26 protein-coding genes are annotated in these 26,399 nt (G+C 47.8%); 24 read left to right on the top strand and 2 right to left on the bottom strand.

Features of this window, described 5'->3' with window-relative positions; genetic code table 11:
• Nucleotides 1–3 precede the first annotated feature (3 nt).
• The 3 genes from prmA to mtaB all read left to right on the top strand — a co-directional run bounded on the left by prmA (nt 4) and on the right by mtaB (nt 3,250).
• Entirely contained in the window at nt 4–930 is a 927-nt protein-coding gene (gene prmA / locus ACU70B_RS10565; protein WP_447183504.1) for a 50S ribosomal protein L11 methyltransferase, read from the top strand.
• Nucleotides 931–1,136: 206 nt separating this feature from the next.
• Nucleotides 1,137–1,880, top strand: a complete 744-nt coding sequence (locus ACU70B_RS10560) for a 16S rRNA (uracil(1498)-N(3))-methyltransferase (RefSeq protein WP_447183503.1) — start codon at nt 1,137–1,139, stop codon at nt 1,878–1,880.
• A gap of 65 nt (nt 1,881–1,945) precedes the next feature.
• A complete protein-coding gene (gene mtaB / locus ACU70B_RS10555; protein WP_447183502.1) occupies nt 1,946–3,250 on the top strand; it encodes a tRNA (N(6)-L-threonylcarbamoyladenosine(37)-C(2))-methylthiotransferase MtaB in 1,305 nt (434 codons plus the stop codon).
• 43 nt (nt 3,251–3,293) lie between these two features.
• Here mtaB and ACU70B_RS10550 read toward each other — a convergent pair whose 3' ends face one another.
• Nucleotides 3,294–4,223, bottom strand: a complete 930-nt coding sequence (locus ACU70B_RS10550) for a DMT family transporter (RefSeq protein WP_447183501.1) — start codon at nt 4,221–4,223, stop codon at nt 3,294–3,296.
• A gap of 444 nt (nt 4,224–4,667) precedes the next feature.
• On the opposite strand from ACU70B_RS10550, the gene ACU70B_RS10545 reads away from it, so the two are divergent.
• The 10 genes from ACU70B_RS10545 to ACU70B_RS10500 all read left to right on the top strand — a co-directional run bounded on the left by ACU70B_RS10545 (nt 4,668) and on the right by ACU70B_RS10500 (nt 16,021).
• Nucleotides 4,668–5,852, top strand: a complete 1,185-nt coding sequence (locus ACU70B_RS10545) for a CaiB/BaiF CoA transferase family protein (protein WP_447183500.1) — start codon at nt 4,668–4,670, stop codon at nt 5,850–5,852.
• 29 nt (nt 5,853–5,881) lie between these two features.
• Nucleotides 5,882–7,243: a branched-chain amino acid transport system II carrier protein gene (locus ACU70B_RS10540; RefSeq protein ID WP_447183499.1), complete on the top strand. Its 1,362-nt coding sequence runs from the start codon at nt 5,882–5,884 to the stop codon at nt 7,241–7,243.
• A 33-nt stretch (nt 7,244–7,276) separates the two neighbouring features.
• Nucleotides 7,277–7,714 carry a 3-aminobutyryl-CoA ammonia lyase gene (kal, locus tag ACU70B_RS10535; protein ID WP_447183498.1) on the top strand — a complete coding sequence of 146 codons (438 nt, stop codon included), beginning with the start codon at nt 7,277–7,279 and terminating at the stop codon, nt 7,712–7,714.
• 155 nt (nt 7,715–7,869) lie between these two features.
• Nucleotides 7,870–9,141 (top strand): ArsB/NhaD family transporter, encoded by a 1,272-nt coding sequence (locus ACU70B_RS10530; protein ID WP_447183497.1) that lies wholly within the window; start codon nt 7,870–7,872, stop codon nt 9,139–9,141.
• Between the two features lie 270 nt (nt 9,142–9,411).
• A complete protein-coding gene (locus ACU70B_RS10525; protein ID WP_447183496.1) occupies nt 9,412–11,298 on the top strand; it encodes a sigma-54 interaction domain-containing protein in 1,887 nt (628 codons plus the stop codon).
• 30 nt (nt 11,299–11,328) lie between these two features.
• Complete coding sequence (locus ACU70B_RS10520; RefSeq protein WP_447183495.1) at nt 11,329–13,050, top strand: cache domain-containing protein; 1,722 nt, start codon at nt 11,329–11,331, stop codon at nt 13,048–13,050.
• Between the two features lie 196 nt (nt 13,051–13,246).
• Entirely contained in the window at nt 13,247–13,834 is a 588-nt protein-coding gene (locus ACU70B_RS10515) for a hypothetical protein (RefSeq protein WP_447183494.1), read from the top strand.
• A 303-nt stretch (nt 13,835–14,137) separates the two neighbouring features.
• A complete protein-coding gene (locus ACU70B_RS10510) occupies nt 14,138–14,521 on the top strand; it encodes a GntR family transcriptional regulator (protein ID WP_447183493.1) in 384 nt (127 codons plus the stop codon).
• Nucleotides 14,518–15,384 (top strand): ABC transporter ATP-binding protein, encoded by an 867-nt coding sequence (locus ACU70B_RS10505; protein WP_447185753.1) that lies wholly within the window; start codon nt 14,518–14,520, stop codon nt 15,382–15,384. Before ACU70B_RS10510 ends, ACU70B_RS10505 begins: the two co-directional genes overlap by 4 nt.
• Complete coding sequence (locus ACU70B_RS10500; protein ID WP_447183492.1) at nt 15,374–16,021, top strand: ABC-2 transporter permease; 648 nt, start codon at nt 15,374–15,376, stop codon at nt 16,019–16,021. Before ACU70B_RS10505 ends, ACU70B_RS10500 begins: the two co-directional genes overlap by 11 nt.
• Before the next feature lie 139 nt (nt 16,022–16,160).
• Here the strand turns inward: ACU70B_RS10500 and ACU70B_RS10495 are convergent, their stop codons facing one another.
• A complete protein-coding gene (locus ACU70B_RS10495) occupies nt 16,161–17,150 on the bottom strand; it encodes an NADH:flavin oxidoreductase (RefSeq protein WP_447183491.1) in 990 nt (329 codons plus the stop codon).
• Between the two features lie 222 nt (nt 17,151–17,372).
• On the opposite strand from ACU70B_RS10495, the gene ACU70B_RS10490 reads away from it, so the two are divergent.
• The 11 genes from ACU70B_RS10490 (at nt 17,373) to deoC (ending at nt 26,393) form a co-directional block, all read left to right on the top strand.
• Nucleotides 17,373–17,717, top strand: coding sequence for a histidine triad nucleotide-binding protein (locus ACU70B_RS10490; protein ID WP_447183490.1), 345 nt, complete (start codon nt 17,373–17,375; stop codon nt 17,715–17,717).
• Nucleotides 17,718–17,795: 78 nt separating this feature from the next.
• Nucleotides 17,796–17,972: a 30S ribosomal protein S21 gene (gene rpsU, locus ACU70B_RS10485; protein ID WP_447183489.1), complete on the top strand. Its 177-nt coding sequence runs from the start codon at nt 17,796–17,798 to the stop codon at nt 17,970–17,972.
• A 659-nt stretch (nt 17,973–18,631) separates the two neighbouring features.
• Nucleotides 18,632–18,910: a sporulation protein YqfC gene (gene yqfC, locus ACU70B_RS10480; protein ID WP_447183488.1), complete on the top strand. Its 279-nt coding sequence runs from the start codon at nt 18,632–18,634 to the stop codon at nt 18,908–18,910.
• 13 nt (nt 18,911–18,923) lie between these two features.
• Nucleotides 18,924–20,159: a sporulation protein YqfD gene (gene yqfD / locus ACU70B_RS10475; RefSeq protein WP_447183487.1), complete on the top strand. Its 1,236-nt coding sequence runs from the start codon at nt 18,924–18,926 to the stop codon at nt 20,157–20,159.
• 63 nt (nt 20,160–20,222) lie between these two features.
• Nucleotides 20,223–21,197 (top strand): PhoH family protein, encoded by a 975-nt coding sequence (locus tag ACU70B_RS10470; RefSeq protein WP_447183486.1) that lies wholly within the window; start codon nt 20,223–20,225, stop codon nt 21,195–21,197.
• 81 nt (nt 21,198–21,278) lie between these two features.
• Complete coding sequence (locus ACU70B_RS10465) at nt 21,279–23,474, top strand: HD family phosphohydrolase (protein WP_447183485.1); 2,196 nt, start codon at nt 21,279–21,281, stop codon at nt 23,472–23,474.
• Complete coding sequence (ybeY, locus tag ACU70B_RS10460) at nt 23,437–23,907, top strand: rRNA maturation RNase YbeY (RefSeq protein WP_447183484.1); 471 nt, start codon at nt 23,437–23,439, stop codon at nt 23,905–23,907. The genes ACU70B_RS10465 and ybeY overlap by 38 nt, the downstream gene beginning before the upstream one ends.
• Before the next feature lie 9 nt (nt 23,908–23,916).
• Nucleotides 23,917–24,276, top strand: a complete 360-nt coding sequence (locus ACU70B_RS10455) for a diacylglycerol kinase (RefSeq protein ID WP_447183483.1) — start codon at nt 23,917–23,919, stop codon at nt 24,274–24,276.
• A 147-nt stretch (nt 24,277–24,423) separates the two neighbouring features.
• Nucleotides 24,424–24,810: a cytidine deaminase gene (gene cdd, locus ACU70B_RS10450; RefSeq protein ID WP_447183482.1), complete on the top strand. Its 387-nt coding sequence runs from the start codon at nt 24,424–24,426 to the stop codon at nt 24,808–24,810.
• Nucleotides 24,811–24,822: 12 nt separating this feature from the next.
• Nucleotides 24,823–25,722 (top strand): GTPase Era, encoded by a 900-nt coding sequence (gene era, locus ACU70B_RS10445; RefSeq protein ID WP_447183481.1) that lies wholly within the window; start codon nt 24,823–24,825, stop codon nt 25,720–25,722.
• Entirely contained in the window at nt 25,719–26,393 is a 675-nt protein-coding gene (gene deoC / locus ACU70B_RS10440) for a deoxyribose-phosphate aldolase (RefSeq protein ID WP_447183480.1), read from the top strand. Before era ends, deoC begins: the two co-directional genes overlap by 4 nt.
• Nucleotides 26,394–26,399: the final 6 nt, after the last annotated feature.

Genomic DNA, 26,399 nt, shown 5'->3' with positions numbered 1-26,399 from the left:
GGTATGAAATGGAAAGAAGTAAGCGTACTAACCGAAGGAATATGTGTGGAGGCGATAGCGGGTATTTTTCACCGCCTGGGTTCGGGGGGAGTCGTAATCGAAGACCCTCAGGCCGCCAGAAAATACGTTAATACCGAGACCTGGAGCCCGCAGTCGGTATCACCGGACTTCCTGGATCATGAATTTATAGTGGTAAAGGCCTATTTCCATGAGGATAAAGAAATCATGGATCAGTTTTATACCTGCCTGGAAGCAGTAAAGAGCAACTTTGACCATCCCAAACTAAAGGTTTTCATAGATGAGGTAAGAAATGAGGATTGGGAACAATCCTGGAAAAAATACTATCATACCTTCAGGGTGGGAAAAAAGCTGGTCATAAAGCCCTCTTGGGAAGAATACCAGCCCCGTGATGCCGAGGTTATAATCGAGATAGACCCGGGTATGGCCTTTGGAACCGGCATTCATGCCTCCACCCGTTTCTGCCTGCGCTTTATTGACCAGTATGTTAAAGGCGGGGAGTACATAGTTGATGCCGGGTGCGGTTCCGGTATCCTCTCTATTGGAGCAGCCAAGCTCGGGGCCTGCTCTATTTTTGCCATGGACGTAGATGATGTGGCAGTTAAAGTGGCCCGCGGGAACATTGCGCTTAATAAATTGGAGGATATTATCGAGGTAGAAGAAGGAGACATAACAGAGGTATTACAGGATAAAAAAGCCGATATGATACTGGCTAACATAACTGCTGAAGTGGTGACCAGCCTGATTCCGGAAGCAGCCAAAATTTTGCCTTCCGGAGGATATTTCTTCGGTTCCGGCATAGTGGACAGCCGCTGGCCCGGGGTGGAGAAGCAACTGGAGAAAAACGGATTTATAATCGAACAGGTGCTTAGCGACGTAGACTGGGTAGGTGTAGCCGCCCGCAAAGTATAAAAGCCAGCCGGATAGCTACCGGGCGAAGGTTCGAGATCGCTGAAAAGCACCACTTTCAATGCGGCTTCCAGGCATTGCATCATAGAAAAGATGGCTTTTTCAGCAGTCTCGTACGGTTCTCCTGACACCATCAAGAGAGGGCGTCAGGAGAACGTCCCCTGTCGCCTTGCGTCATCCCGTGCCTGTAATAGGAGACTGTAATCGAGATGCGCCGCTTTTTTATTGAGCCAGAAAACATACAGGATAGCAGTATATGCATACCCCCGGAAGAAGCCCGGCATATTGAAAAAGTCCTGCGGCTTAAAACCGGGGATATTGTTATGTTCTTTGATGGAACGGGACAGGAATACCAGGTCAGATTGGACGGAAAGGAAAATGGAGTTTTAACCGGACGGATTATGCACCGGGATTTGAAAGATAGTGAACCGGCTCTAAAACTATACCTGGCTCAGGGTATAGCCAAAGGTGAAAAAATGGACGCTATAATACAGAAAACGGTGGAAATAGGGGTCAAGGCTGTATATCCGGTCAGTTGTGAGCGCAGCGTGGTACGTCTGGAAGGGGAAAAGGCTGATAAAAGGGTAGAACGCTGGCAGACCATTGCCCGGGAAGCGTGCAAACAGTGCCGCCGCAACGTGGTGCCGGAGATAAAGCCGGTAATGGGCTTCCCTTCCCTGCTCCAAACAATCGGAGAACGACCAGCCCTGATGCTATATGAAGATGAGCACCGAAATGGCCTCAAGGCCTGGCTGCGGACTGAACCGTATAATAGGTTAAAAGAGATGTTTGTCCTGATTGGCCCCGAGGGCGGTTTCTCGGATAATGAAGTTCTCACAGCGGTAAAGCAGGGCATTGATATCGTCTCACTGGGCCCCAGAATTTTAAGAACCGAAACCGCCGGTCTGGCAGCAGCCAGCATGATACTATATGAATACGGGGACTTGGGTTAAACCTGGTGTTAGGGAATGATTCTAGCCACGCCTGCGCCTTCCCGTGCGACAAAGGAGCAAATACGGTGAAGAAGATCGCCTTTTACACCTTGGGATGCAAGGTCAACCAGGTGGAAACGGAACAAATGAAAGAAGAATTTATTCATCGGGGTTATGAAATAGTTGATTTTGCTGATGAAGCCGATGCTTATATCATAAATACCTGTACGGTTACCCATGTAAGCGACCGTAAATCCAGGGCCATGGTCAGACGGGCGTCCCGCCACCCCCATGCCCTGGTGGCGATAACCGGCTGTATGGCACAGGTGGCCGGGGAGGAGCTCGCCGATCTGGAGGGCGTTGACCTTATCGTTAATAACCTTAACAAAGAATCCATTGCCGATATCATTGAACAACTTGACCCGGAGCAAAAAAGACCGGTGATTATAAACGGGGCATCCGACAAGGCTCGAAATCTGCGGCCGGTATTATACTCCCGTCAGCACGAACGCACCCGTGCCTTTGTAAAGATTCAGGACGGCTGCCAGAGCGGCTGCTCTTATTGTATAGTACCCCGGGCTCGCGGCCCCGTGCGCAGCAAATTGCCCCAGGATGTTTTACGGGAAATAAAGCAGCTTCTCTCCCTGGGGTACCGGGAAATTGTCCTGACCGGGATTCACACCGGGTTTTATGGTATAGACCTAAAGAGTGGGGATTTGCTTCATCTCCTGGAGATGATTCTTAATGAAACCGGGGGAGATTACCGGATTCGCCTGAGCTCGCTGGAGCCGCTGGAAGTAACCCCGGAGATTATTGGCCTCGCAGCCCATGATGCCAGGATGTGCCGCCACTTTCACATTCCCTTGCAGAGCGGCAGCAATAAAATACTAAAAGCCATGAACCGGCGTTACAGCCGGGAGTATTATTACGATTTGCTTAAAACCATTGCCGGCAGCATCCCCGGCGTAGCCCTTACGGCAGATGTTATGACCGGCTTCCCCGGTGAAGAGGACAAGGATTTTGAGGACAGCTATGATCTTATCGATAGCCTGCCCTTTATGGATTTGCATGTATTTCCCTACTCCCGGCGTCCGGGTACCAGAGCCGCTTCTATTTCCCCCCAGATACCTCCCCGGGAAAAGCAGGCCCGCAGCCAGAAACTGTTAAGTCTGGCCCGGCAAAAGCACAGTGATTTCGTTCATAGCCAGGTGGGGCAAGAGTTGATCCTGCTGGTGGAAAGACAGGCGGAAAAGGGGGAATATATCGGCCTCAGTGACAACTACATCGAAGTCAGCTTTAATTCGCTCTATGACCGCCGCGGCGAGTTCGCCCCGGTCAGGGTCGAAGGATTCGATGCAGGCCGAATCGAAGGCAGCATTTCTGACCCTTGAGCTAATCCTCAGCCCCCTGGCACCTGTAACCACGGCCATCTGCTTAATTCTGGCTTGATTCTGACCGGCAGGGCTCTGTCCCGCTGACAGGCTGGTTTTCCTTAGTTTGACCACGGGACTGGATTACAATAAAGGCTCCGGCCAGTACCAAAAGTCCGCCCACCCATTGGGCCGCGCTGAGCCGGTCATGGAATAGCAGTGAAGAAATAGTGATGGTAACCAGGGGTTCAACGATACTCAGTATGGAAGCGCGGGTGGAACCAAGCAGCTCCATACCGCGGAACAGGGTAAGAATAGCAATGGCGGTAGAAAATAAAGCGATACCTACTATAGGAAACCAGGCTGCAGGCTGAAAACTAAAGTTAAGGCTGTGGGTTATACTGCCCATGACCAAGAAGGCGGCAGTTGCCGACAGGCTTATATAAGCGGTGGCGACGTCAGGCAGCACCTCTTTTAGTACCCGGTTGCTCAGGTTCAAATATATCGCATAAACAACGGCCGCCCCCAAGGCCAAAAAGGCTCCGGGCAAATTAATATTATGAAATGAAGTACCGATTACCAGGCACATTCCGGTCAGCGCTACAGCAATAGCAGTCACAAGTCGTAGATTTAACCTTTCTTTATAAATAACTATGGCTATGATGGCGACAAATACAGGATAGGTATAGAAAAATAAAGCCTGCAGCGATACCGGTATATATTTTACCGAGGCAAAATACAGGCTGGATTGCAGGGTATATAAGACGGCCCCGATAAAGACCAGCTTCAATAACAAAGGCAATTTGACGGCAACCGGCTTTTTTCTATAGAAAAGGTAAGCAAAGAGCAGCAGTGAAGCCAGGGCAAAGCGTAAAAATAAAACCGTGTATAAATCAGCCTCGCCTTTATAGGCGTAGACAGCGAGGATAGGCATAAGGGCAAAGCTGGATGCGGAGATTAATACCAATAAAACCCCGGTGCGATACCTATTCATTTCTCATTACCCTCCTGAATGCAAGTTAAAAAGTTAAAAACCAACCATTACAAATGCAAAATATATACCAGCGTTATAAAAGAAAATTGGCAAAAGAGCGAGGGCAGCAGTCGCTATACAAGGCTTGTTTAATGATATCATTACCCCCGCCGTCAATATTGCCAGGCTGGCAAACCGCCGGAACGCAATTGGATAGTACCCTGCGGCCCGTCTCAAAACGATACGAGGCTCATTTTGAGACGAGCCCTATAATTCATAATAATATTGCTTGACCGCCTCATATTGAGACAAAGCTATAAATATGCCTTTCTGCAGGATTTAATTCTACCTGTCAAAAAAGCCGGACTTTTTGAAGATCCGGCTTTTTTTATGCAGTTGGCACATTGTATGCAAAACAGATCGGCAAGGGTGCGCACCCCGGACGATTGTGAGAGGAGGCCAGTAATGAAAGCCCTTGAAGGAATCAAGATTATCGACCTTACCCAGGCTTATAGCGGGCCTTTCTGCACCATGCATTTGGCTGACCATGGTGCAGAGGTAATAAAAATTGAAAGGCCCGGTATAGGCGACCAATCCAGAACCTGGGGCCCGATCAAGAACAACTATAGCGCCTATTATGCATTCTTAAATCGGAACAAGAAAAGTATATCACTTGATTTGGGAACCAGCCAGGGGAAAGAGATATTTCTTAAACTGGTGGAAAATGCAGATGTAATATGTGAGAACTTTAAGGTTGGTACCATGGAAAAACTGGGACTGGGATACGATGTCATAAAAGAAATCAACCCCAGGATTGTCTATGCTTCGATTTCCGGATTCGGACTTAATGGTCCTATGGCAAAGCTTCCCGCCTACGATATTGTCGCCCAGGCCATGAGCGGTCTTATGACCATCACCGGTTTTCCTGACAACCCCCCTACCAAAGTAGGTCCCTCGGTCGGTGACAATTACACCGGAACCTATCTGGCACTGGGAATAATGATGGCGTTGTATCACCGCGAACTGACAGGAGAGGGTCAGAGATTGGATGTATCTATGGTTGATACCCTGTTTTCCATTCTGGAGAACGCAGTAGTGCAATATACCGTGGCCGGTGAAGTACCTGGCCGCAGCGGTAACGCCGACCCTGGTATTGCTCCCTTTGACGCCTTTATGGCCAAGGACGGAATGATAGTTATGGGAGTAGGGACCAATGCCATGTGGAAGAAACTGTGCGATATCATGGGCCGGCCCGACCTGTTTGAAGACCCCAGGTATCTGAATAATGATGCCCGCTGCCGGAATTACCTGCCTGATTTGAAGAATGATGTGGAAAGCTTTACCCGTACCAAAACCAAAGAGGAATTGGAAGTCTTGATGAATGAAGCCGGAATCCCCTTTGGACGCATATTTACGGTAGCCGAGGTGGCGGAACACCCTCAGTTGCAGGCCCGGGAAATGCTGGTAGAGGTTGACGACCCGGTTCTGGGCAAGATTAAGATCCAGGGAGTGCCGGTCAAACTGCACAGCACCCCGGGAAGCGTGGAGCAACCAGCCCCGATGCTGGGTGAAAATACCACCGAAATCCTGCTGCAGATGGGATATTCCAGAGATGATATCAAGAACTTGCGTGACCAGAACGTTATATAGAAATCTCACGAATTGAAAGGGGCGTTTATATGGAAAGCCGAAGCCCAAAAGGCTCTTACACCCTGCCCTTACTGGTGCTGCTGGCTATAGGAGGATCCGTATTTGCCATGCACTATGGCGCTTCCTGTATGCTGTGGCCAACTACCTGGGGGCGTAATTCAGGAACTTCAGTTCTTCCGGCGTTTATTGGCTTTGCCTTTACCGGTTTGGCCTTGCCTTTTCTGGGATATTTTGCCGTAAACAAAGGAGGCGGCCCGCTTTTTACCCTGGCCAGCAAGGTCGGCCCCAAATTCGCTCAGATCTTCGGCGCATTCACGGTTTTAATCATGGGGCCTTTCTTTGTTATTCCGCGTATGAGCGCCGCGGCCTGGGATGCGGTATCTAAAATATTCAATATCGAAGGTTCATCTTTTATAGTATTGCTTCTGTTTACCGTAGGCTATTATGCGATAACCTACTGGTTCATCTACAAGCAGACCGACATCGTAGATAAAGTAAGCAAAATCCTGGTGCCGTTGCTGTTGCTGATGGAAGTAATTATCATTGCCAAATGCCTGTTATTCCCTATCGGTACCCCGGTTGCCAAGATGTATCCGGACAATCCCCTGGCCTATGGCTTCATCAACGGCTACCAGACCATGGATCTGCCCGCAGCCTTGATGTTTGCCGGAATAATCCTGACCGATATAGCTAATCGGGTAAAGACCAAAGATAAATCAGTAATATTCAGCAATCTGGTTAAAGCGGGAATCATTGGATTTCTGATGCTGGCTTTAATCGAACTGGGAGAGTTTTTCCTGGGAGCCTCCACCGGAAGCGTATATGGCGACCTGGATTATGCCAAGCTTTTTGCCACGGTAGTTTTACAGCAGTTCGGTTTTATTGGCGCCATGGTGTTTAATGTAGCCCTGGTGTTTGCGGCCATGACCACTGCTATCGGATTAACGGCGGGGACGGCGGAATACTTTGTTGATGCCAGTCACGGCAAATGGGATTATAAGAAAATAGCCATTGTGACCCTGGTGGTAAGCACCATAATCAGCGTTGCCGGCTTAAACCAGATTGTCACCTGGACTGCCCCCATCCTTAATATGATTTACCCCCCCTGTATTGCCCTGGTGCTGTTTATAGTATTCTTCCCGCCTAGATTTAGAGGAGCCATGAAAGGCGCCTGTTACGCCTCCCTGGGCTGGGGGATAGTGGAAGCGGTCAGAGGGTACCTGCAGCTGGGCGGGGTGGAGAACGCCCTTCAGGGTCTCTACAATATTGTACCCGGAGCCAATATAGGTTTTGGCTTTGTCATCTTCTTCATAGCCGGTGCTGTCATCGGGCATTTTGCCTTTAAGAATACCCCTGACAGCCCTGAAACGACCATGGTTGAAGCTGCCTGAGCACGTTTAATAATATATCAAGGAGGATTAATTATGAGAAAAGCAATGATTAGATTGAGAATGAGTGAACATGATGCCCATTACGGGGGAGGATTAGTTAACGGCGCCCGTATGCTGGACCTTTTTGGCGACGTTGCCACCGAATTGCTGATTTTAAGCGATGGGGATGAAGGTTTGTTCAGAACCTATGAGCATATCGACTTCCTGGCTCCGGTTTACGCTGGTGACTATATCGAAGCAGTAGGCTGGTTTACCAGGATGGGCAAGACCTCCCGGGAATTCAAACTCGAAGCCTGGAAAGTAATCCGTCCGGTAGCAGGGGCTGAGAGCCCGTCGGCCTGTGAAGTCCTGGCCGAACCCATACTGGTCGCCCAGGCTACCGGCATCTGCGTGGTGCCTAAAGAATGCCAGAGAGGCGCGCAGGTTCCGGTAGAAGAATTAATGGGGGATTTCCTGGCTGAAGCCCAATAAATATATGCGCTGGCCTGAAGACGATAACTTGCAGCGGGACTGGATCCCAAGACAATAACTGACTTGACAGGGGCTGTGATCAGAAATGTTTAAAACCGTTTTCACAGCCCTTGTTACTGGATTATTTGTACAGGAAGCCGTCAAGGAGGAAGAAAATGGAGTGGCAAATATGGTTTGCTGGTTTGCTTTTCTTAACCGTATATACAGTAATCATTTCGGAAAAAATTCACCGTACCATTGTAGCCCTGGCAGGAGCTTGCCTGTTAGTGCTACTGGGAGTTCTGGACTTTACCGAGGCGGTAGGCAAAGTTGATTTCAATACCATCGGCCTGCTGGTAGGCATGATGATAATTGTGGGCATCACCCGCCGGAGTGGGGTATTCGAATATATGGCCATTAAGGCAGCTCATAAGACGGGGGGCGACCCAATTAAAACCATGATCGCCCTGAGCATCGTTACGGCGGTCGCATCGGCTTTCCTTGATAATGTCACCACCGTATTGCTGGTGGTGCCGGTCACCATATCGATTTGTTCGGCCCTGGAAATAACTCCCGTACCGATTTTAATTGCAGAGATACTGTCTTCCAACATTGGGGGTACAGCTACCTTGATAGGTGATCCGCCTAATATCATGATCGGCAGTGCCACCGGTCTTGGTTTTATGGATTTTGTATATAACCTGGCCCCCGTTGTGCTAGTAGTGTTTGTGGTAACGCTATGGCTCTTAAAGCTGATTTACGGTAAAAGGATGCATAGCACTGAAGAAAACAGAGCCCGGTTAATGGCTATGAATGCCGAAGGAGCGATAAAAGACCCGGTTTTGATGAAAAAATCTTTATCCGTGATTGGTATGGTCATACTGGGTTTTATCACCCACGGAGCTTTAGGGTTGGAACCTGCTGCCATTGCCCTGACCGGAGCATCGCTGCTGCTCCTCCTGACCCGGGAAAACCTTGATGAAGTATTGCATACGGTGGAATGGGCCACCCTGTTTTTCTTTATCGGCTTGTTTATCCTGGTAGGAGGTCTGGAAAAGGTCGGGATAATTGAAGATATGGCCCGGGGAGCAGTTGCTATAACCCATGGCAATCTGAAGGCTTCTACCATTTTGGTACTATGGCTGTCAGCCGTAGCTTCGGCCTTTATTGACAACATACCGTTTGTGGCGACATTTATTCCGCTGATAAAGGAAATGGCGGTAATCGGACATATGAATGTTGCCCCGCTCTGGTGGGCATTGGCGTTGGGAGCCTGCCTCGGCGGCAACGGAACTATTATCGGCGCCTCCGCCAATGTCATCGTATCAGGAATTGCGGCCCGGGAAGGGCATCGCCTGACTTTCATTTCCTATTTTAAAATAGCTTTCCCGTTGATGCTGGTTTCGATAATGCTTTCTACGGTCTATCTGCTGCTGCTTTATTTTTAAAGCCTTAGGGAATTTCTGGAGCCGGGACATTGTCGCCAGACAAAAAACGACCAATAGCGATAAAATTTTCTAATAACAGACTTTTAATATTACGGTATAATTAATAATAAATTAACATTTTTAGTCACCCTGCGCTCTCATCGAAGCAATTGTCGAACCAACTATATACAGGCATTCTTTAATGGCAATATAACCAGTGCTTTTTGTTATTCAACCGTAATTAACCCCCAAACTGGAAGCTAAATAAATGGAAAGATTTGTGGTGGCGGTATGGGAGAAAGAAAAGTAAAAGCACCAGGCCAGAGACAGATGTCTGGTAGTAGAGCAGGCGGTCCATCACTGCCTGAAAATGGGAATAACGCTACTACGGCCTATCTGGATTACGCTCAGGTAAAAAGCAGACAGGAAGAACGCATGGACTTGGATTCTTTGGTTCAGTCACTGTCTGAGCTGCTTGCCTCTTCCGGGACTATAAGCAATGAACTGCTGGTAACCGATGAAGAGGGCTTTGTGCTTTATCGGCTCAACCGCAAATCTGCCGGGGGCGTACCGGAAGGCTGCTGCCTGGCGGTAGAGGCAAGCGGGGTGAACGCTCTGGGTCTGGCCTTGAAAAGTCTTGAAACCGTTAAAATAGCGGGAAAGAAGCATAGCCGTTCCGGTTTTAAACAATGCATTTCCCTGGGTATTCCTATTGTGGACGGGGGCAGGCTGATAGCTTGCGTGGGCTATATTTTACCGGAGAACAGCTCCAACCTTTTGGATTCCGGTATACTGGATAATATTATCCGTACCCTGGTACAGGCAGCGGTAAAGATGTTGGAAGCCCGAAAAAGTTTGGACGAACTATACCTGCTGAAAGAATTTTTTAATCATCTGGACCCTAATCAGGGCAACATGGTAGTTGATAGTGCTTTAAATATTATTCAGGTCAACCGCCAGGCAGAGATCCTGCTGGGCCTGCCCAAGGAAGAGCTGATCGACCTTTCCCTCCCGGACATAACGGTAAGCCTGCCCCCGGACATTTCTAATAAAGATTCCTGTGAGAGCCGCACGTGTAAACTGCTTACCTGTTCTCCTGCCGCAAAGGTTGAAATTTTAACCCGAATCAGCCCGGTATGTTCGGATTATGACCGCTGCGTAGGCTGGCATCTCTCATTTGAAGCGGCTAAAAATGATACCCGTAAAGAAAGTAAAAAAACACTCAATAAATATGAATTCAAAGATATCGTAGGGCAGAATAAAGAATTTATGAAGCTGCTTGGCCTGGCCAATGCCGTGGCCAAAAGTCCTTCCAATGTCCTCATAAGCGGAGAAAGCGGTACCGGAAAGGAACTTTTTGCCCAAGCCATCCATAATGCCAGTGCTTGCGCCAATGGCCCCTTTGTAGCCATTAATTGCGCAGCTATTCCCCGGGAATTAATTGAAACCGAAATGTTCGGCTATGTGGAGGGGGCGTTTACCGGGGCACGGAAACAAGGCATGCAAGGCAAGTTTTTGTGCGCCCATAAGGGCAGCTTGTTTCTGGATGAAATCGGGGATATGCCTCTGGAACTGCAGCCGAAACTGCTGCGCGTTTTACAGGAAAGGTCGATAGTACCGGTGGGGGGCTCTACTCCCATACCAGTTGATATCAGGGTTATCTCCGCCACCAACCAGAAACTGGAGGAGCTTATCGCCGCCAATAAATTCCGGGCGGATCTGTTCTACCGGCTCAACGTCATCAACCTTCGCCTGCCGCCCCTCAGGGAAAGGAAGGATGATATCCCTTTGCTGGCACAATTTTTTATCGCCATGGTAAATAAGAAGCTGCATAAAAGGGTTGAAAAGATAAGCGATGCAGCTATGCAAGTATTCATGGATTACCATTGGCCGGGGAATATACGCCAGCTCGAAAACACAATCGAAACGGCTGTCAACCTGGCTGATGATATTATTGACCTTGAACATATTGGTTTACTGCTGGGGGAAAAGGCCGCTGCTTCTTCAACTGCGGCGCCCGGGAGTGCACCGGTTGTAAACACTCTGGAGGAAATGGAAAAAATAGAAATTGCACGGGCTTTAAACCAATGCGACGGCAACGTTACCCAGGCGGCTCTTATCCTTAATATCGGACGGGCTACCCTTTACCGGAAAATCAAGAAGTATCAGATTCTATAGCATGTAAATAGTTGGCTGGAGGGGAATATTGTGAATGACAGTATTGAAAAGCGTCTACTCGTGTATATCCTGGCTATAACTACTATCTTCTTGCTCGGGATCAGCGTAGTAAATTATTCCTGGGCCAGGTATCAGGTGGAAAACCTGAGCAAAGACAAAGCTACCGCCATAGCTGATAGCGCCACTGCCAGGATAGAGTCCTATCTTCTGCAGAGAGGGCAGAATGCCTGGACTCTGGCCCAAAACGAGCAAATCCATGCCTTTGCCCAAAAAGTTAAATCTCAGCCGGTGGATTTGGAGCATGACAGGGATTATAAGGAAATGATGACCTCTTTTCAAAGAATAGTCAGCCTTAATCAGGATATAGGATTTGTGTATGTGGCCGCAGCTAAAACCGATCGCTTATTTGGCAATATGGAATTCACCTACCCTAAAAATTATGATGCTACCAATCGTCCCTGGTATCGGGCCGCAGCCCGGGAGGGAACCCTGGTTTATACCGCCCCCTATGTTTGCCCTTTAACCGCGAAATATGTGGTTACCGCCTCAGCCCCGTTTTATGACCAACAGGGCAACCTTTTAGGGGTCGCTGCGGTGGATATCCCGGTAGAGCGCATGCAAAAAGCCATTGAGGAAATCCATATCGGCAGTACCGGCTATGCTTTTATGCTGGATGAGAACGGAGAGCCCATTGCCAATCCCAAGAGCCCGTATTACCAAAAATATATAAGAAGCCTGAAGGAAAACAAATCGGTAATGGATGAGATTAAGAGCAAAATGATGACCGGGGAAAAGGGAATAGCCGAAATTTCCATGCAGCAAGTCAACAATTATCTATTATACTCGCCGGTTTCCGAAGTTGGTTGGTCGGTGGGGGTAATTGTACCGGTGGATGAAATAAGACGGGATGCCAATCGCCTGGGACAGTTTTCGCTGGTAACCGTAATAATAGGTATGATTGTGATTTCCCTGCTGATAACGGGCTTGACCTCGAGGATAACCAAACCGATCATGGAGTTTGCCAGCATTATGCGAAGGGTAGAAAAAGGGGATTTCACAGTGCGAGCAACGGTTGACGGCCAGGACGAAATAGGCATGCTGGGCAACAGCCTCAACCATATGCTTAGACAGCAGGAAAACCTTATTCGCCAAGTTATAAGTATGGCTAATAAAATGGGCATGACCGGGCATGAACTGGCAATAACCATGAGTGAATCCAGGACTACGCTGCCGGTAGTAACCAGTGAACTCAGCATGCTGATTGGCAGGTCTTATGTACAAGGGGCTGACAACCGCGATTCACTGGAGAACCCGCCTAATATACAACTGTTTATGGAAAAAATGATTGCCTGGAATCATCTGTGCCGCTCGGTTTTTAGCCAGATAGAAGCCTTGAGGGAAACGATGCCGAAGCTTGAAGATGCCGCTCCTGCTCTTCCGGAGGATTCCCTCATGAGCTGCGATATTAAATCTTTGGCCCAGAAGACGAAAGAATTGTGTAAATCATCCGAGTCGCTGCTGATTGATTATATTGACATCTACAACTATGTAAACGGAGTAGGCCGAAATCTGGATGATTATCAGAATACCCTGCAGATTGTCAACCAGCAGATTAACAGCATAGCCAATATCCAGTTAGATGCCACCCACCGGGCAACGGAAACAGCCGGGGAACTGGTAAAATACTCCCGAACCCTGTTCGAACTGGCCTCGTCTTTCCATATTCAAAAGGACGAGGATGAATCAGTGTAAACCGGCGGCCCGAAAGAGAACCGGTAGCATTCTATAATCTTCACGCAGGGAACAAATAATTGCTTCCCGACGTCTAACTGATGACCGCGCAGAAAGGGGCGTCAATACCGTACGTTTTTTAAAAAACTAAAGTATGATATAAAAGGCCAGGTACTGCTTATAACGTACCTGGCTTTAATTTTGGGGGTGAAACTACATGTTCTACATTAACGCTCTATTGCAAAACTTAATAGCGCCTGCGGGTTTTGCTATTGACCTGATCGGTGCGTATCGGATGGAAATCATAAACCTGATTGCAGTTTTTGGCTTAAATCTGTTGAGTACCACCCTGGGCAATCTAAAAACCATACTACTGACCAGAAAGGTTATGAAGCTGGTTTATGTTACCACTTTTATTGATGCCATGGTATTTGCCCTGGCCTTCAAATGTCTGGCTACCTCGTCCAGCCTGGCCTTCCTGGTAGTATTTGCTGCCGGCCGGTTGGGCGGGGTCTACCTGGGTAGTATTATTGAGAATAAACTGGCGCTGGGTACGCTGGAGGTAAGCATTCACAAGCATCTGCAGGAGGGGATAAAGCTGGCCGACCAACTCCGTGCCCTGGGTTATTCGGTGACTACCTTCAAGGGCTATGGGGTCAACGGTAATGAGCGTCTGGTTGTAACCGCCGTCATTCCCCGCCGGGAAATGGCCGAACTGAAACCCTTGCTGGGCAGCAGGATTAATATGACAGTCAAGGATGTAAGCAAGGCCTATGGTAAAATCGGCCGGGTACAAACCAACTAAACCACGAAGAGTCCCGGGTATATAGGGAAAGCTGATGCGCCCGGGACACACCTTTCTGCGGGCATACTTGCGCATCCAAACCTGGTAAGGCATTGCAATTGCGGGTCACCTTGACCTGCCGCCGGCTTGCCTGCTGTCAGCGGTTTCGTATTAATCACACGCTTGAAGCAATAATGCCTGGCCCCACACCGCTAACCGCTCTTTCAGGGAGTGATACCATTGACAATGATGTTTATTGTGTATATTCTGTATATATAATGCATATACAGTTGTGGAGTCATAGACTTAAAGAGGAGCTTCCCAATGAAGATTATTATCTCCAATGCATCCGACCAGCCGTTATATCAGCAGATAAAGGAGCAAATCAAAGCCGCCATACTGCATGGTGAACTACAGGGAGGCGACCTGCTTCCCTCCATCAGGGCATTGGCAAATGACCTGCATGTGAGTGTTCTTACTACTAAAAGGGTATATGATGAGCTTGAATCAGAACGCTTTATTTTAACCAAAGCCGGAAAAGGAACATTCGTTGCATCAGAAAACCTCGAACTCTTACGGGAAACGAAGCGTCATCTGGTGGAAGTAAAGCTCGCCGAAGCATGGGAAACGGCTCGTTCCCTGGGAATCAGCAAAAGTGAACTGTATGCTATGATGGATTTACTTTTTGAGGAGGATGATGAAAACTGAACGCGATTTTAGAGGTCGATGGACTGCAGAAAGATTTTCCCGCCTTTAGTCTGCAGGATGTCAGTTTCTCCTTGCTGGAGGGTTGTATAACCGGTTTCATCGGGGTGAATGGCGCGGGAAAGACCACAACCATAAAAGCGATACTGGGGTTGGTTTTAAAAGATGCCGGAAATATCAAATTATTGGGCCGGGAAATGAGCCGGAATGAACGAGAACTGAAAAACCATATCGGCATCGTATTTGATGAAGGTTATTTTTACGAGGATATGACCATAAAGGAAATGAAGAATGTTATAGCTTCGGCCTATTCCAACTGGGATGAAGCCGTGTTTGAAGGCAATATGAGGCGTTTTCGGCTACAGCCCGGACAGAGGATCTCTACCTTGTCCAAAGGCATGCGGATGAAGTATGGTATCGCCCTTGCCCTTTCCCATCATGCGGACTTGCTGATTATGGACGAACCGACCAGCGGACTTGACCCCTTGGTGCGAAGTGAGCTGATGGATATACTTTTAGAATTCATGCAAGAGGAGGGGAAGGGTGTTTTCTTTTCCACTCATATTACCTCCGATCTGGATAAGATAGCAGATGTGCTGATTTTAATCGACAAGGGCAGAATTATATTTAACGAGGAAAAGGATGTTTTGCTGGACAAACATGGTTTGGTTAAGGGGGACCGGAGACTGCTTGACGAGCAGACCCGGAGAATGTTTTTAACCTTGCAGGAAACTGAATATGGATTTGAAGGCGTTACCGACCAAAAATCCGAGGTGCGCCAACAAATGAAAGGCGTACTGATAGAAAGGCCGACCATCGAAAACATTATGCTGGCTTATGTGGGGAGGGATGACAATGCTCTTTGATCTGGTCAAAAAGGATTTTATTCTGGCTAAAAAATATTGGCTGCTCATGCTAATCTTTGTCACGGGAGCGCCAATTTACGTGGAAACCCAGACCCATGCCATGAGCGGAGGCCTGCTCGGCTTTTTGGTTACCGTTCTTTTGGCGGAGTATATGTTGTTTAATTCGGTATCTATATCCGAGGATAAATACAAGGGGGCGGCATTGCTCAGCGCAACTCCCTATACCAGAAAAACATTGGTAAAAGCAAAGTACCTGTTTATAGCGGGGATTTTTATTGGCTGCTATATCCTGTACACAATTACCGCTTTTCTGCTGCCGGATTATATTGTAATGCTGAACCTTCTGACTTTGGGGATATCATTCTTAACAGTAACGGTATACTATGGGGTTATCGTACCGCTGCAATACCGGTTTGGCTACGAAAAAGTAAGATATATAAGCTTTTTTGCCATATTTGCGGTACCTTTCCTGTTCCCTTATATATGGAAGCGGATCCAATCCCGTACTATCGATTGGCAGACAATGTTTCTTTTTCCGCCGGTCATTCAAGAGTTCCTGCCCTTTTTCCTGGCCTTGCTCATTGGCCTGATCTCCATGGCGGTATCTATACGCATTTACTCCCAAAAGGATTTGTAGCAGGGGGATTCTTTTTCCGGAAAACATGGTACCCATAACCTGCTGTAGCTTTTGCCTGCCGCAGTTTAACTGTATACCCCGGCTCTACCCGCCTGTCAGCGGCGATTTGGCCCCGGAGGATAAGGCTCCCTGACAGGTTTTACAGACTCTCGACAGCCCTTTTGGCCCACCCGGAATCTTTGTATATAGCTCTGCCTACCCCGATAAGATCAGCTTTGCCCTCGGCGAGCAGCTGTTCCGCTGCTTTGGCATCAGTTATTCCACCGGTCAATATGACCGGGATGGAGACCACCTGTTTTAAAGCTGCGGTAAGAGGAGAAAAATATCCCTGACCAGTCAGCCCCGGGACAATGTATCCGCAGAAGCCTCCGGAAACATCCAGCACATCCACCCCGGCTCGTTCGAATTCCCGGGCTGCAATTTTACTGTCTTCTATGGTAGTTCCCCCCTCCCGGTAATCAGAAGCGCCCAAGCGGAGAAAAATGGGGAAACTATCGCCAACCGCATTGCGCACCGCTTTTATAACTTCGAGATGCATCCTGATCCTTCCCCGCACATCCCCGCCGTATTCATCGGCTCGTCTGTTGCTGAGGGGCGAGAAAAACTGATTTAGAAGGTATCCATGAGCGGAATGAATCTCTACCCCGTCAAAACCGGCCTTTTTAACGCGCAAAGCGGCATCGGCAAATCGCTTTATCAGCTCTATGATGTCCTCTCTGCCAAGTTCTCGGGGAATACCGCCCGTCCTTGGATTAGCTGCCGCTGACGGGCCTATTGGTTCATAACCGGTGATATTCTGACTGCCTGCACTTCCGGCATGATTAATCTGCATTACCGCCTTGGAGCCGTTTTGATGAATAATCCGGGCCAGGTCGTTTAATTTTTCTATCATGCTATCATCGGCTGCGGAGAGCTGATTTACGTTAGCCTTTCCGGATTGGGCAATAAAGCTATGCTCGATGATGATCAAGCCTATGTAGCCGCCCTGTGATTTTTCATCATAATAGTCCAGGATTTCCTGGCTGACCTTGCCGTCCCGGCCGGATTTCGAAGTAGCCATAGGCGGCATAACCAGCCTGTTTTTCAGGGTAAGGTTCCTGATTTTCATGGTTGACATTAAATGCGGCATTATAAATCTCTCCTTAAATAAATCAGTTTTATCATATCAAACTTGCACCGCATATTCGATCAGCATAGCCCATAAATATTGTAAATGTCTCTGGTAAGCAAATTTAGAAACTTCCGGCAAAAGAATTTGGTTTTACCCGTATTATTTGATAAAATAAAAACAAATATTTACTACTTCTATCCATGCAGTTGGAGATTATACCGGAGGGGGTGACTAATTAGCATGTCGGATTGCTTATTTTGCAAGATTGCAGCAAAAGATATACCGTCCCAAGTAGTGTACGAAGATGAACTGGTTATTGCTATCAAGGACATCAATCCTTCGGCTCCGGTGCACATTCTTTTGATACCCCGAAACCACATTGCTTCCCTCAACGATATTAGCGCTGCTGATGAATTGCTCTTGGGCCATACTCAGCTGGCAGCCATGCAGATAGCCAGGGAACAGAATATCGCTGCGGATGGATACCGCCTGGTATTAAACTGCGGCCCCCTGGGGGGGCAGGAGGTCATGCACCTGCATTATCATCTGCTGGGTGGCAGAGAAATGCTCTGGCCTCCGGGCTAAACTTGACTGAAATGGCTATATAATAGTAAAATGTATGGGTATTTTATTTCAGCCTAGTCGGATGAGGGGAGGGAAACAATGAGCGAAGTAAAAGTAGGAAAAAACGAATCCCTTGATAGTGCTCTTAAGAGATTTAAACGTTCCTGCCAAAAATCAGGGGTTATGCAGGATATAAGAAAACACGATCATTATGAAAAACCGAGCATAAAGAGAAAAAAGAAGTCTGAAGCTGCCCGTAAGAAAAAGAAATTCTAGGGCTTGATGTTTCAGAGTTACCTTCCCGAGCTGAGTGAAGACGTTAAGAGCAATTGTAGGGGATGTAATCGAAAGTATGGAACAACCGGTCCGCAGGACATGGGTAGAGTAACAAAAAGTTCCATTTATAACTTGTAAACCGCATTAACTTAGACCGAAAAACAGGCCCGGCAACAGAATTACTTTGCCGGGCTTTGAATTATGAATTTTATCCCTATCCTGGAGCGTAATGCCGCTCCAGTTTACAAATTTAAGACTATCCGCCTTCCGGGGGGTGATTGGCATTGAGTTTTATGAATAAAGGCATGCAGAATAAAAAACAGAAGACCTTTGTTTGGATTATAGTAAGCATGGTCATATTATCGTTTCTGGTCGGTATTGTAGCCGTATCGTTTTACTAATCGGCCGTGTTTTGAGACTGGGCATGACTCGAAGAGTAAGGAGTAGTGCGAAAAATCGATTTTGGCGCTATTCCTTTTTTTATTTTTCCTTAATTGTGACCCAGTATTTAGCCGGCCCTGTTCCCAAGCGAATGCTCCGATAAGCCTCCTTTCCTCAGCGCCGGGAAGGGGGCTTATTTTTGAATGCAGCGCATTTTAATGACATATATTTGACTAGAAGGCGCTGGATGTGGCCTTAAAAAAATGGAGGTGCCTTGGATGGAGAAGCGCAAGGATGTTATCCGGCAGGCTATGGCCGAGTTTCTGGACATACCCAAAGACCTGGTGCTGGATTTGCCCAAAGTAACGGTAGTGGGGAGAAATGAGCTCTATATCGAAAACCACCGGGGTATTATCGAATACAATCTTAATCGCCTGCGGGTAAATTTAAGCCGGGGCTTCCTGGAGATTGAAGGCAGCGGTCTGGAAATCAGAGCCCTGATGGCTGATGAAATGAAGGTAACCGGTGAAGTAACGGCCATTAGGTACTTGGACTGACGGGAGGAATAAGATGGCTAACAGATTATTTGACCAGGTAGGGGGGACCATAAAGGTTGCACTCAAGGGCAAGAATCAGGAAAAGATTATCAATATGGCAGCCAGCCGCGGTATTTACATATGGGATATTAAAAAAAACGGCGACAATATGAACTTCAAGGTGCGTACCAGCGGCTTTAACGCCCTTAAAGCCCTTAGCGAGAATAATGGCTATGACCTGGATGTAACCGGTAAACAAGGCCTGCCTTTTTACCGCCATCTTTTTCAAAGAAGGCTGGGGTTTTTTACCGGAGCCCTGATCTTTATAGCGGCGCTGTATATCATGTCCTCCTTTGTCTGGTTTATTGAGGTAAATGGCAATAAAAAGACGGAGACCGGCAAGATTATGCTTACGGCCGCCAAGCATGGAGTCTACCAGGGAGCCGCCAAATGGAATTTCAGCCGTACCGAGGTGGAGGAGGCCATGCTCAGGGACCTGACCCAGCTCAGCTACGTCAAGCTTGATATTCATGGAGTCAAAGCCAGGATTGAGGTGGTGGAGAAAATCCTGCCCCGCAACGATATTGCGGGGCCCTGCCATCTGGTAGCTACCCGGGACGGGATTATTGAGGAGGTACTGGCGCTGGACGGGCAGGCCGGTGTCAAACCCGGTGATGTGGTCAAGAAAGGGGACATACTTATATCAGGCGTTGTTTTTCCCGAAAAGAGCCCCTACATAGTGCAAAGTCCGGAGGAAGAGGAGGACGAAGAGGGGCTTAAGCCTTACACGGTAAAAGCCCGGGGGCAGGTCAAGGCCCGGGTATGGTATGAAGGCTATGGCGAGTGCCGCCTGCATGAAGAAAAAATGGTTTTAAGCGGCCGCAGGTTAAGTAAAATATATATAGAGACGCCTTGGAAAACCGTTTTCCTAAAGGGACAGAGGGAGAAGTCCTATCCCTTTTACCAACAGGCAGTAGATAAGACGGTGATAAAAAGCCCCTTGGGAGATTTCCGGCTCTACCGGCTCAAAATGGAGGAACAGGTTAAAGAGGCCCGGGACTTTTCCGAAAAAGAGGCGGTAAAGATTGCCCGGGAGAGGGCTATGAAACCCCTGATGCGCAAGATGGGGGGAGACAAGAAAATCAATGAGTCCCGGGTGGATATTTTGTCCCGTCCCAGTGATCCGATTTTAAGAGCCCGGGTTTCGGTAGAGACTATTGAAGACATAGCTGCGGCCCAGCCTATAAATGTATCGCCAAATGGTAATTAATAATGCATATATGCTATAATAACTAGGATATAGCATGACAGTAAAGAAGTAGGGGGATTTTTATTGGCCGAAAAGGAAGCGAGAATATCTCTAAAGGACAATAAAGAAGCAGCTATTTTTTTTGGCAGTGGAGACGCTAATTTCAAATACCTGAGAAGCATATGCCCGGCGGATATTTCCGCCCGGGGTGCAGATATTTATATCAAAGGCGATACCGAAGATGTAAATGCTTCCTTTGATCTGGTGCACAGCCTGATAGACATTGTTGAAAGTGAAGAGCAATTAAACATCAGCGATATCAACTATATGCATAACCTGCAGCAGCGGGGCGACAAGACCAGGCATCGGGATATCGTATCCGGCACTATTGTTACCACTGCCCGGGGCAAGGCCATAAAAGCCAAGACTATCGGCCAGAAACGCTATGTTCAGGCTATATTGAGGGATGACGTGGTATTTGGTATCGGCCCTGCGGGTACGGGAAAGACTTATCTGGCTGTAGTGATGGCCGTCAATGCTCTGAAAAACAAGGATGTTGAGCGCATCGTACTGGTGCGCCCGGCGGTGGAAGCGGGGGAAAAGCTAGGCTTCCTGCCGGGAGACTTTATCGAAAAGATCAATCCTTACCTCAGACCTCTGTATGACGGGTTGTTTGATATACTGGGAGTGGATGTTACCCAGCGCTATCTGGAAAAAAACATTATTGAAATTGCACCTCTGGCTTATATGAGAGGGCGGACGCTTAATAATGCATTTATTATTCTGGATGAAGCTCAGAACACGACTCCTCAGCAGATGAAGATGTTTTTAACCCGGTTGGGGTTTGGCTCCAAAGCTGTTATTACCGGTGACATAACTCAGGTGGACTTACCGAAAGAAGAGTATTCAGGCCTGATTGAAATACAAAAGATACTGGGCCAGGTAAAGGGTGTATCATTCGAGTATCTGAGCAAGGAAGACGTTATTCGCCATCCCTTGGTACAGAAAATAATCGATGCTTATGAAGCCTATGAGGTGGCAACTGAGCACCGACCGTAAATAACCCGGGGCTTTTGAGCCTGATCCAGCGCCTGAGCTCCTTTCATTAATTGGCAATTCGATTATTTAAGGGGATTATTCATGAGAATACCTGGTATCTCCGATATAATCAGCAAAAGATTATTGGCATTTCTGGGACAATCCAACACCAAAAAGGTGCTGGGGGTTCTGATTTTCTTTTCTATAACCATTTTAATAGTATTCAGCAATTTTAACCCCAAACAGGTGACTTTGAAACCGGACGAGGTCGCCCGGCGCAATATTCAGTCCAACACGACTTCGGTAATCATTGATGAGGCTAAAACCGAGGAACTGAAGAGACAGGCTGCGGAGAAAGTGCAAAAAGTTTATCAGGAAGATACCTATGCCCTGACCGCGACCAGGAATGAAATAAACGGCTTCTTTAGCATGGTTAATGCCATCCGGGCTGCGGGTGAAGGAAACAATGACAAGCTCCGGGAACTGCTCGAGAGCACCAACAAAGAAGGAAGAAATGTTGAAACCAAATACGATGCCAATCAGATGGCCGGCTACCTGGGCAATGTAAGCCCCGAAGACCTGCAGCAGATGCAGGCGGCATCGATCGGCATTGTCCAGGGCCTGATGCAAAAACCAGCCACCGAAGAAACCCTGGAGAGTGTTTTTGACCAGGCGGCCAAACAGATTGACCAGCTGGAGTATTCCCTGCAAGCCCGGGAAATAATGAAAATAACGATTATTAATGCCATAAAACCCAACCTGGTTTTTAATAAGGAAGCTACCGATAAAGCTATAAAGGAAGCTATGGACGGGGTTAAACCGGTGCAAAAAACGGTAAAGGCGGGAGAAATAATCGTCCGCGAAGGCGACCGGGTTACCGCCGAACAGATTTCCACCCTGGAACAATTGGGTATCCAAAGAAGCAAAAGCTATCCCCTGACCCTGATAGGTTCGGCTATCTTTGTCCTGCTTACCTTCTGGCTGACTATAGAGTTCGTACGCCGCTATTACAAAAAAATATTTGAAAACCATATGCTCATGCTCTTAATCGGCCTGATTTTTATTCTCATACTGTCATTTACCCGTTTCCTGACCGTAATAAAGATTGGCGATATGCCGGATATAAACGTTTTGATTGGCTATCTGGCGCCGGTAAGTGCCGGTTCCATGCTGATTGCCATCCTGTTGGACAATCGCCTGGCTTATTTTATGACCATGATAATGGCCCTTTATGTCGGACTTTTAACCGAGGGCAACCAGTTGTTCTATGCTATAACCGCCTTCGTTGGCGGAACCGTGGGAATATTCCAGGTTTACCGCCTGAACCAGACCTCTGATCTGGCCCGGTCAGGTTTCTATATTGCCGTAGCCAATATAACCAGTATTCTTACTTTGACCCTGATAGGAGGGAATGTAACCCTCAACCTGATATTGACAGGAGTAGCCATTGGTGCGGTAAACGGCATTCTTTCCGCCGTTTTGATGATTGGGGCGCTCCCTTATCTGGAATCAGCGTTTTCTATTACCAGCATGATTAAGCTCTTGGAATTATCCAATCCTAATAATGAACTGTTAAAAAGACTGCTGATGGAAGCTCCGGGCACCTATCATCACAGCTTGATGGTAGGTAATCTGGCGGAAGCATCGGCAGAGTTCATAGGGGCCAACCCTCTGCTGGTAAGGGTGGGAGCCTATTATCACGATATAGGCAAGATCAAGCGGCCGGATTATTTTGTGGAAAACCAGCGGGGATTTGACAACCCCCATGAAAAGATTGCCCCGGCCCTGAGCGCCTTAATAATTACCTCCCATGTCCGGGAAGGGGTGGAACTGGCCCGGGAAGCCCATCTGCCTCAGGATATAACCAATTTTATTGAGCAGCACCATGGCACCAGCCTAGCCAAATATTTTTACAGCCGGGCTTTGGAAGAGGACCGGGAGGGAAACCTCAGTGAAGATAGTTTCCGTTATGAAGGCCCGAAACCCCAGAGCAAGGAAGTGGCGCTGGTTATGCTGGCAGATTCGGTCGAGGCCGGAGTAAGGTCATTGCAGGATCCTACCCCGGACAAGATAAGAAACATGGTGCGCAGGATAATCCGGGATAAACTTAATGACGGTCAGCTGGAAGCCTGCGATTTGACCTTTAAGGATTTGGACGTTATTGCGGTATCATTCTGTAAAAGTCTTGAAGGGCTGTACCATAAAAGAATCGAATATCCTGAAATAATAGTCCGCGAGTTTGAAAAAAGGAGAGAAAAGCATGGAGACCATGATAATAAACCAGCAGAACAAGATTAATTACGGGAAAGAGCTGCAACAGATAATTGTAAATGTATGCAATACTGTCGCCAAGGTTGGCCGTTTACCCAAGAACAGCGAAGTGAGCATAATGATAGTCGATAACAGTTATATTCAGGAACTTAATTTTATTTATCGCCAGCAAAATCGGCCCACCGATGTTCTCTCCTTTGCTATGAATGAGTTGTCGGATGAGGAGCCGGAGTATGATTCCAGTCTGGAAGTCAATATCTTAGGCGATATAGTGATTTCCCTGGAACAGGCAGCTCTGCAAAGCCAGGAATATGGTCATGGCCTGGAAAGAGAACTGGGTTATTTGGTAGCCCACGGTATGCTGCATTTATTAGGCTATGACCATGAACTGGAGGAAGAAGCCCAGGTAATGCGAACCCTGGAAGAGAAAATAATGCAGTTGGTTAAACTGGAAAGGTGACCATTTAAGATGCGCAGGCTGAGAGAAAGCTTTTCCTGTGCCTTTGCCGGCCTAAGCTATTGTTTTAGGACAGAAAAGAATATGAAAATACATGTTCTGGCCACAGCAGCAGTAATAATTATCGCCGTGCTGAGCGGGATAAGCCGTATGGAATGGGGATTGCTGGTACTTAGTGTTTTTATGGTACTGGTGGCGGAAACTATTAATACGGCCATTGAGAAGACAGTCGATCTGGTGACACCGGATTTTCACCATCTGGCCGGTCTGGCAAAAAACCTGGCCGCCGGAGCCGTATTGCTGGCAGCTTTTAACGCTGTCGTAATGGCGGTGATAATCTTCGGGCCACATATTGGGAAAGTTTTAAATTAACGCCCTGGGACCGCATAGCCGCAAGAGGATATTTTATAACTGTTTTGCCCAAAGATTCCTGACGCAGGAAATCCGTTCGGAAAACGCGGCAAAATTTATATAAAAACCGCGCAATTCCTTATTAATAATATGAGAAGGGGTCAGTAAATGATCATCGACGAACTGATTATAAAAGCTAAAGCAGCCAGGGAAATGGCTTATGCTCCTTACTCGGGTTTCAAAGTCGGCGCCGCTTTGCTGGGTAAAAGCGGCGCCGTTTATACCGGAGCCAATGTGGAAAATGCCTCCTATGGCCTTACCCTATGTGCGGAGCGGATAGCCGTATTCAAGGCGGTAACCTCCGGCGAGAAGGAATTTGAATCTATTGCTGTCACCGGGAGCGGTCGGGGCTATATTTATCCCTGTGGAGCCTGCCTGCAAGTTTTGGCCGAATTTTCCCCGGATATGAATGTAATAATTACCGATGAAAAAAATAGCTACAAAGAATATAATTTGAGTGCAATGCTTCCTCAAATTTTTTCTCTTGAAAAATAGGGAGGTTACCAGGTGAAATCAGGTTTTGTAAGTATAGTGGGGCGCCCCAATGTGGGCAAATCCACTTTGATGAACAAGGTTATCGGAGAAAAAATAGCTATCGTATCGGACAAACCCCAGACTACCCGCACCCGCATTCAGGGAATATATACTTCCGGGGATGGCCAGATCATCTTTATTGACACTCCTGGCATTCATAAACCCAGGCATTTGCTGGGGGAATATATGGTCAAGGTGTCTACCCGCAGCCTGGAGGAAGTGGACTTGATTTATTACATGACTGATGTCAGCCGCCCCTTTGGGGGCGGTGAGCAGTTTATTCTAAATCAGCTCAAGGATGCTGCAGTTCCCATATTCCTGCTGGTAAACAAGATCGATCTGGCCGATGAGGCCAGAGTACAAGCGCACATAAGGGATTTTACCAGTTATATGAGTTTTGCGGAAATTATATCCCTGTCGGCTACAGAAGGAACCAATGTTGAAGGGCTGCTGGGGAAGACCTATGCTTATCTGCCCGAGGGACCGCTTTACTATCCGGAAGATGATCTGACCGACCAGCCGGTGTCCTTTATTGCCGCCGAGCTGATCCGGGAAAAAGCCTTAATACTGACCCGGGATGAAGTGCCGCATTCGCTGGCGGTGGAAATCGAGGAATTCGACAGTGAGTCCCAGACTAAAATCTATCTGCGGGCCGTCATATATACGGAACGGGATTCCCAAAAGGGAATTATCATAGGCAAGAACGGGCAAATGCTAAGAAGTATCGGGGAAAAGTCGCGCCAGGATATCGAGGCTATGCTGGGAAGACCGGTATATCTTGATTTATGGGTAAAAGTCAAGAAGAATTGGCGCGATAACGAAGTTAATCTCAAACAGCTGGGTTATCGTTTTAGCGGAGGGGATTATAAATGATCGCCGCCTGTTTGGACAGCACCAACCTTAAAGCTGAGGCCATACAGGAGGATATCAGGATATTGTGCGAAGAGGCAGTCTGCTACGGTATGACTGCTGTTTGCATCCACCCCTGGCGCTTGGCCCGAGCCCGGGATTACCTGGCGGGAAGCAGGGTGAAGCTATGTACGGTCATAGGCTTTCCCTTGGGGGCGGAAGGTGGCGCCACCAAGCTATTTTCCGCCCGTCAGGCTCTTGTGCAGGGTGCTTCCGAGCTGGATATGGTTATAAACATCGGGGCGCTGAAGGACAGGGATTATAACCTGGTAAAACAGGAGATAAAAAGTCTGCTCAGCCTGAAGCAGGAATATGATTTTTTGCTTAAAGTGATTGTGGAAACCGCCCTGCTGAAAAAAACAGAGTTGGAAGCAGTTACACGGCTGGTCAGTGAAAGCGGAGCTGACTTCATAAAGACCTCCACCGGTTTTTCCGCCCGGGGGGTCAGCCTGGAGGACATCCGTATCATAGGGGCTCACAAGAGTAAGGAATTAAAGATTAAGGCCAGTGGCGGGGTGAGGGAGCTTGAGTTTGCTTTACAGCTTATAGAAGCCGGGGTGGATCGTATCGGCAGCAGCCATGCCGCGGCTCTGGTGAAGGAATACCGGCAGGGGGGAGGACTATTGAAAGGATAGTCCGGC

This window comes from Syntrophomonas curvata (genome assembly GCF_052976825.1).
This window is presented reverse-complemented; position numbering and strand designations above follow the sequence as displayed.

Coding starts and splice junctions, on each gene's coding strand:
- ACU70B_RS10540 (WP_447183499.1), top strand. CDS start 5,882: ATGGAAAGCCGAAGCCCAAAAGGCTCTTACACCCTGCCCTTACTGGTG.
- ACU70B_RS10495 (WP_447183491.1), bottom strand. CDS start 17,150: ATGCCGCATTTAATGTCAACCATGAAAATCAGGAACCTTACCCTGAAA.
- ACU70B_RS10500 (WP_447183492.1), top strand. CDS start 15,374: ATGCTCTTTGATCTGGTCAAAAAGGATTTTATTCTGGCTAAAAAATAT.
- yqfC (WP_447183488.1), top strand. CDS start 18,632: ATGGAGAAGCGCAAGGATGTTATCCGGCAGGCTATGGCCGAGTTTCTG.
- ACU70B_RS10515 (WP_447183494.1), top strand. CDS start 13,247: ATGTTCTACATTAACGCTCTATTGCAAAACTTAATAGCGCCTGCGGGT.
- ACU70B_RS10525 (WP_447183496.1), top strand. CDS start 9,412: ATGGGAGAAAGAAAAGTAAAAGCACCAGGCCAGAGACAGATGTCTGGT.
- ACU70B_RS10530 (WP_447183497.1), top strand. CDS start 7,870: ATGGAGTGGCAAATATGGTTTGCTGGTTTGCTTTTCTTAACCGTATAT.
- ACU70B_RS10545 (WP_447183500.1), top strand. CDS start 4,668: ATGAAAGCCCTTGAAGGAATCAAGATTATCGACCTTACCCAGGCTTAT.
- ACU70B_RS10510 (WP_447183493.1), top strand. CDS start 14,138: ATGAAGATTATTATCTCCAATGCATCCGACCAGCCGTTATATCAGCAG.
- ACU70B_RS10550 (WP_447183501.1), bottom strand. CDS start 4,223: ATGAATAGGTATCGCACCGGGGTTTTATTGGTATTAATCTCCGCATCC.
- ACU70B_RS10490 (WP_447183490.1), top strand. CDS start 17,373: ATGTCGGATTGCTTATTTTGCAAGATTGCAGCAAAAGATATACCGTCC.
- prmA (WP_447183504.1), top strand. CDS start 4: ATGAAATGGAAAGAAGTAAGCGTACTAACCGAAGGAATATGTGTGGAG.
- kal (WP_447183498.1), top strand. CDS start 7,277: ATGAGAAAAGCAATGATTAGATTGAGAATGAGTGAACATGATGCCCAT.
- yqfD (WP_447183487.1), top strand. CDS start 18,924: ATGGCTAACAGATTATTTGACCAGGTAGGGGGGACCATAAAGGTTGCA.
- ybeY (WP_447183484.1), top strand. CDS start 23,437: ATGGAGACCATGATAATAAACCAGCAGAACAAGATTAATTACGGGAAA.
- rpsU (WP_447183489.1), top strand. CDS start 17,796: ATGAGCGAAGTAAAAGTAGGAAAAAACGAATCCCTTGATAGTGCTCTT.
- cdd (WP_447183482.1), top strand. CDS start 24,424: ATGATCATCGACGAACTGATTATAAAAGCTAAAGCAGCCAGGGAAATG.
- ACU70B_RS10455 (WP_447183483.1), top strand. CDS start 23,917: ATGCGCAGGCTGAGAGAAAGCTTTTCCTGTGCCTTTGCCGGCCTAAGC.
- ACU70B_RS10465 (WP_447183485.1), top strand. CDS start 21,279: ATGAGAATACCTGGTATCTCCGATATAATCAGCAAAAGATTATTGGCA.
- ACU70B_RS10560 (WP_447183503.1), top strand. CDS start 1,137: ATGCGCCGCTTTTTTATTGAGCCAGAAAACATACAGGATAGCAGTATA.
- deoC (WP_447183480.1), top strand. CDS start 25,719: ATGATCGCCGCCTGTTTGGACAGCACCAACCTTAAAGCTGAGGCCATA.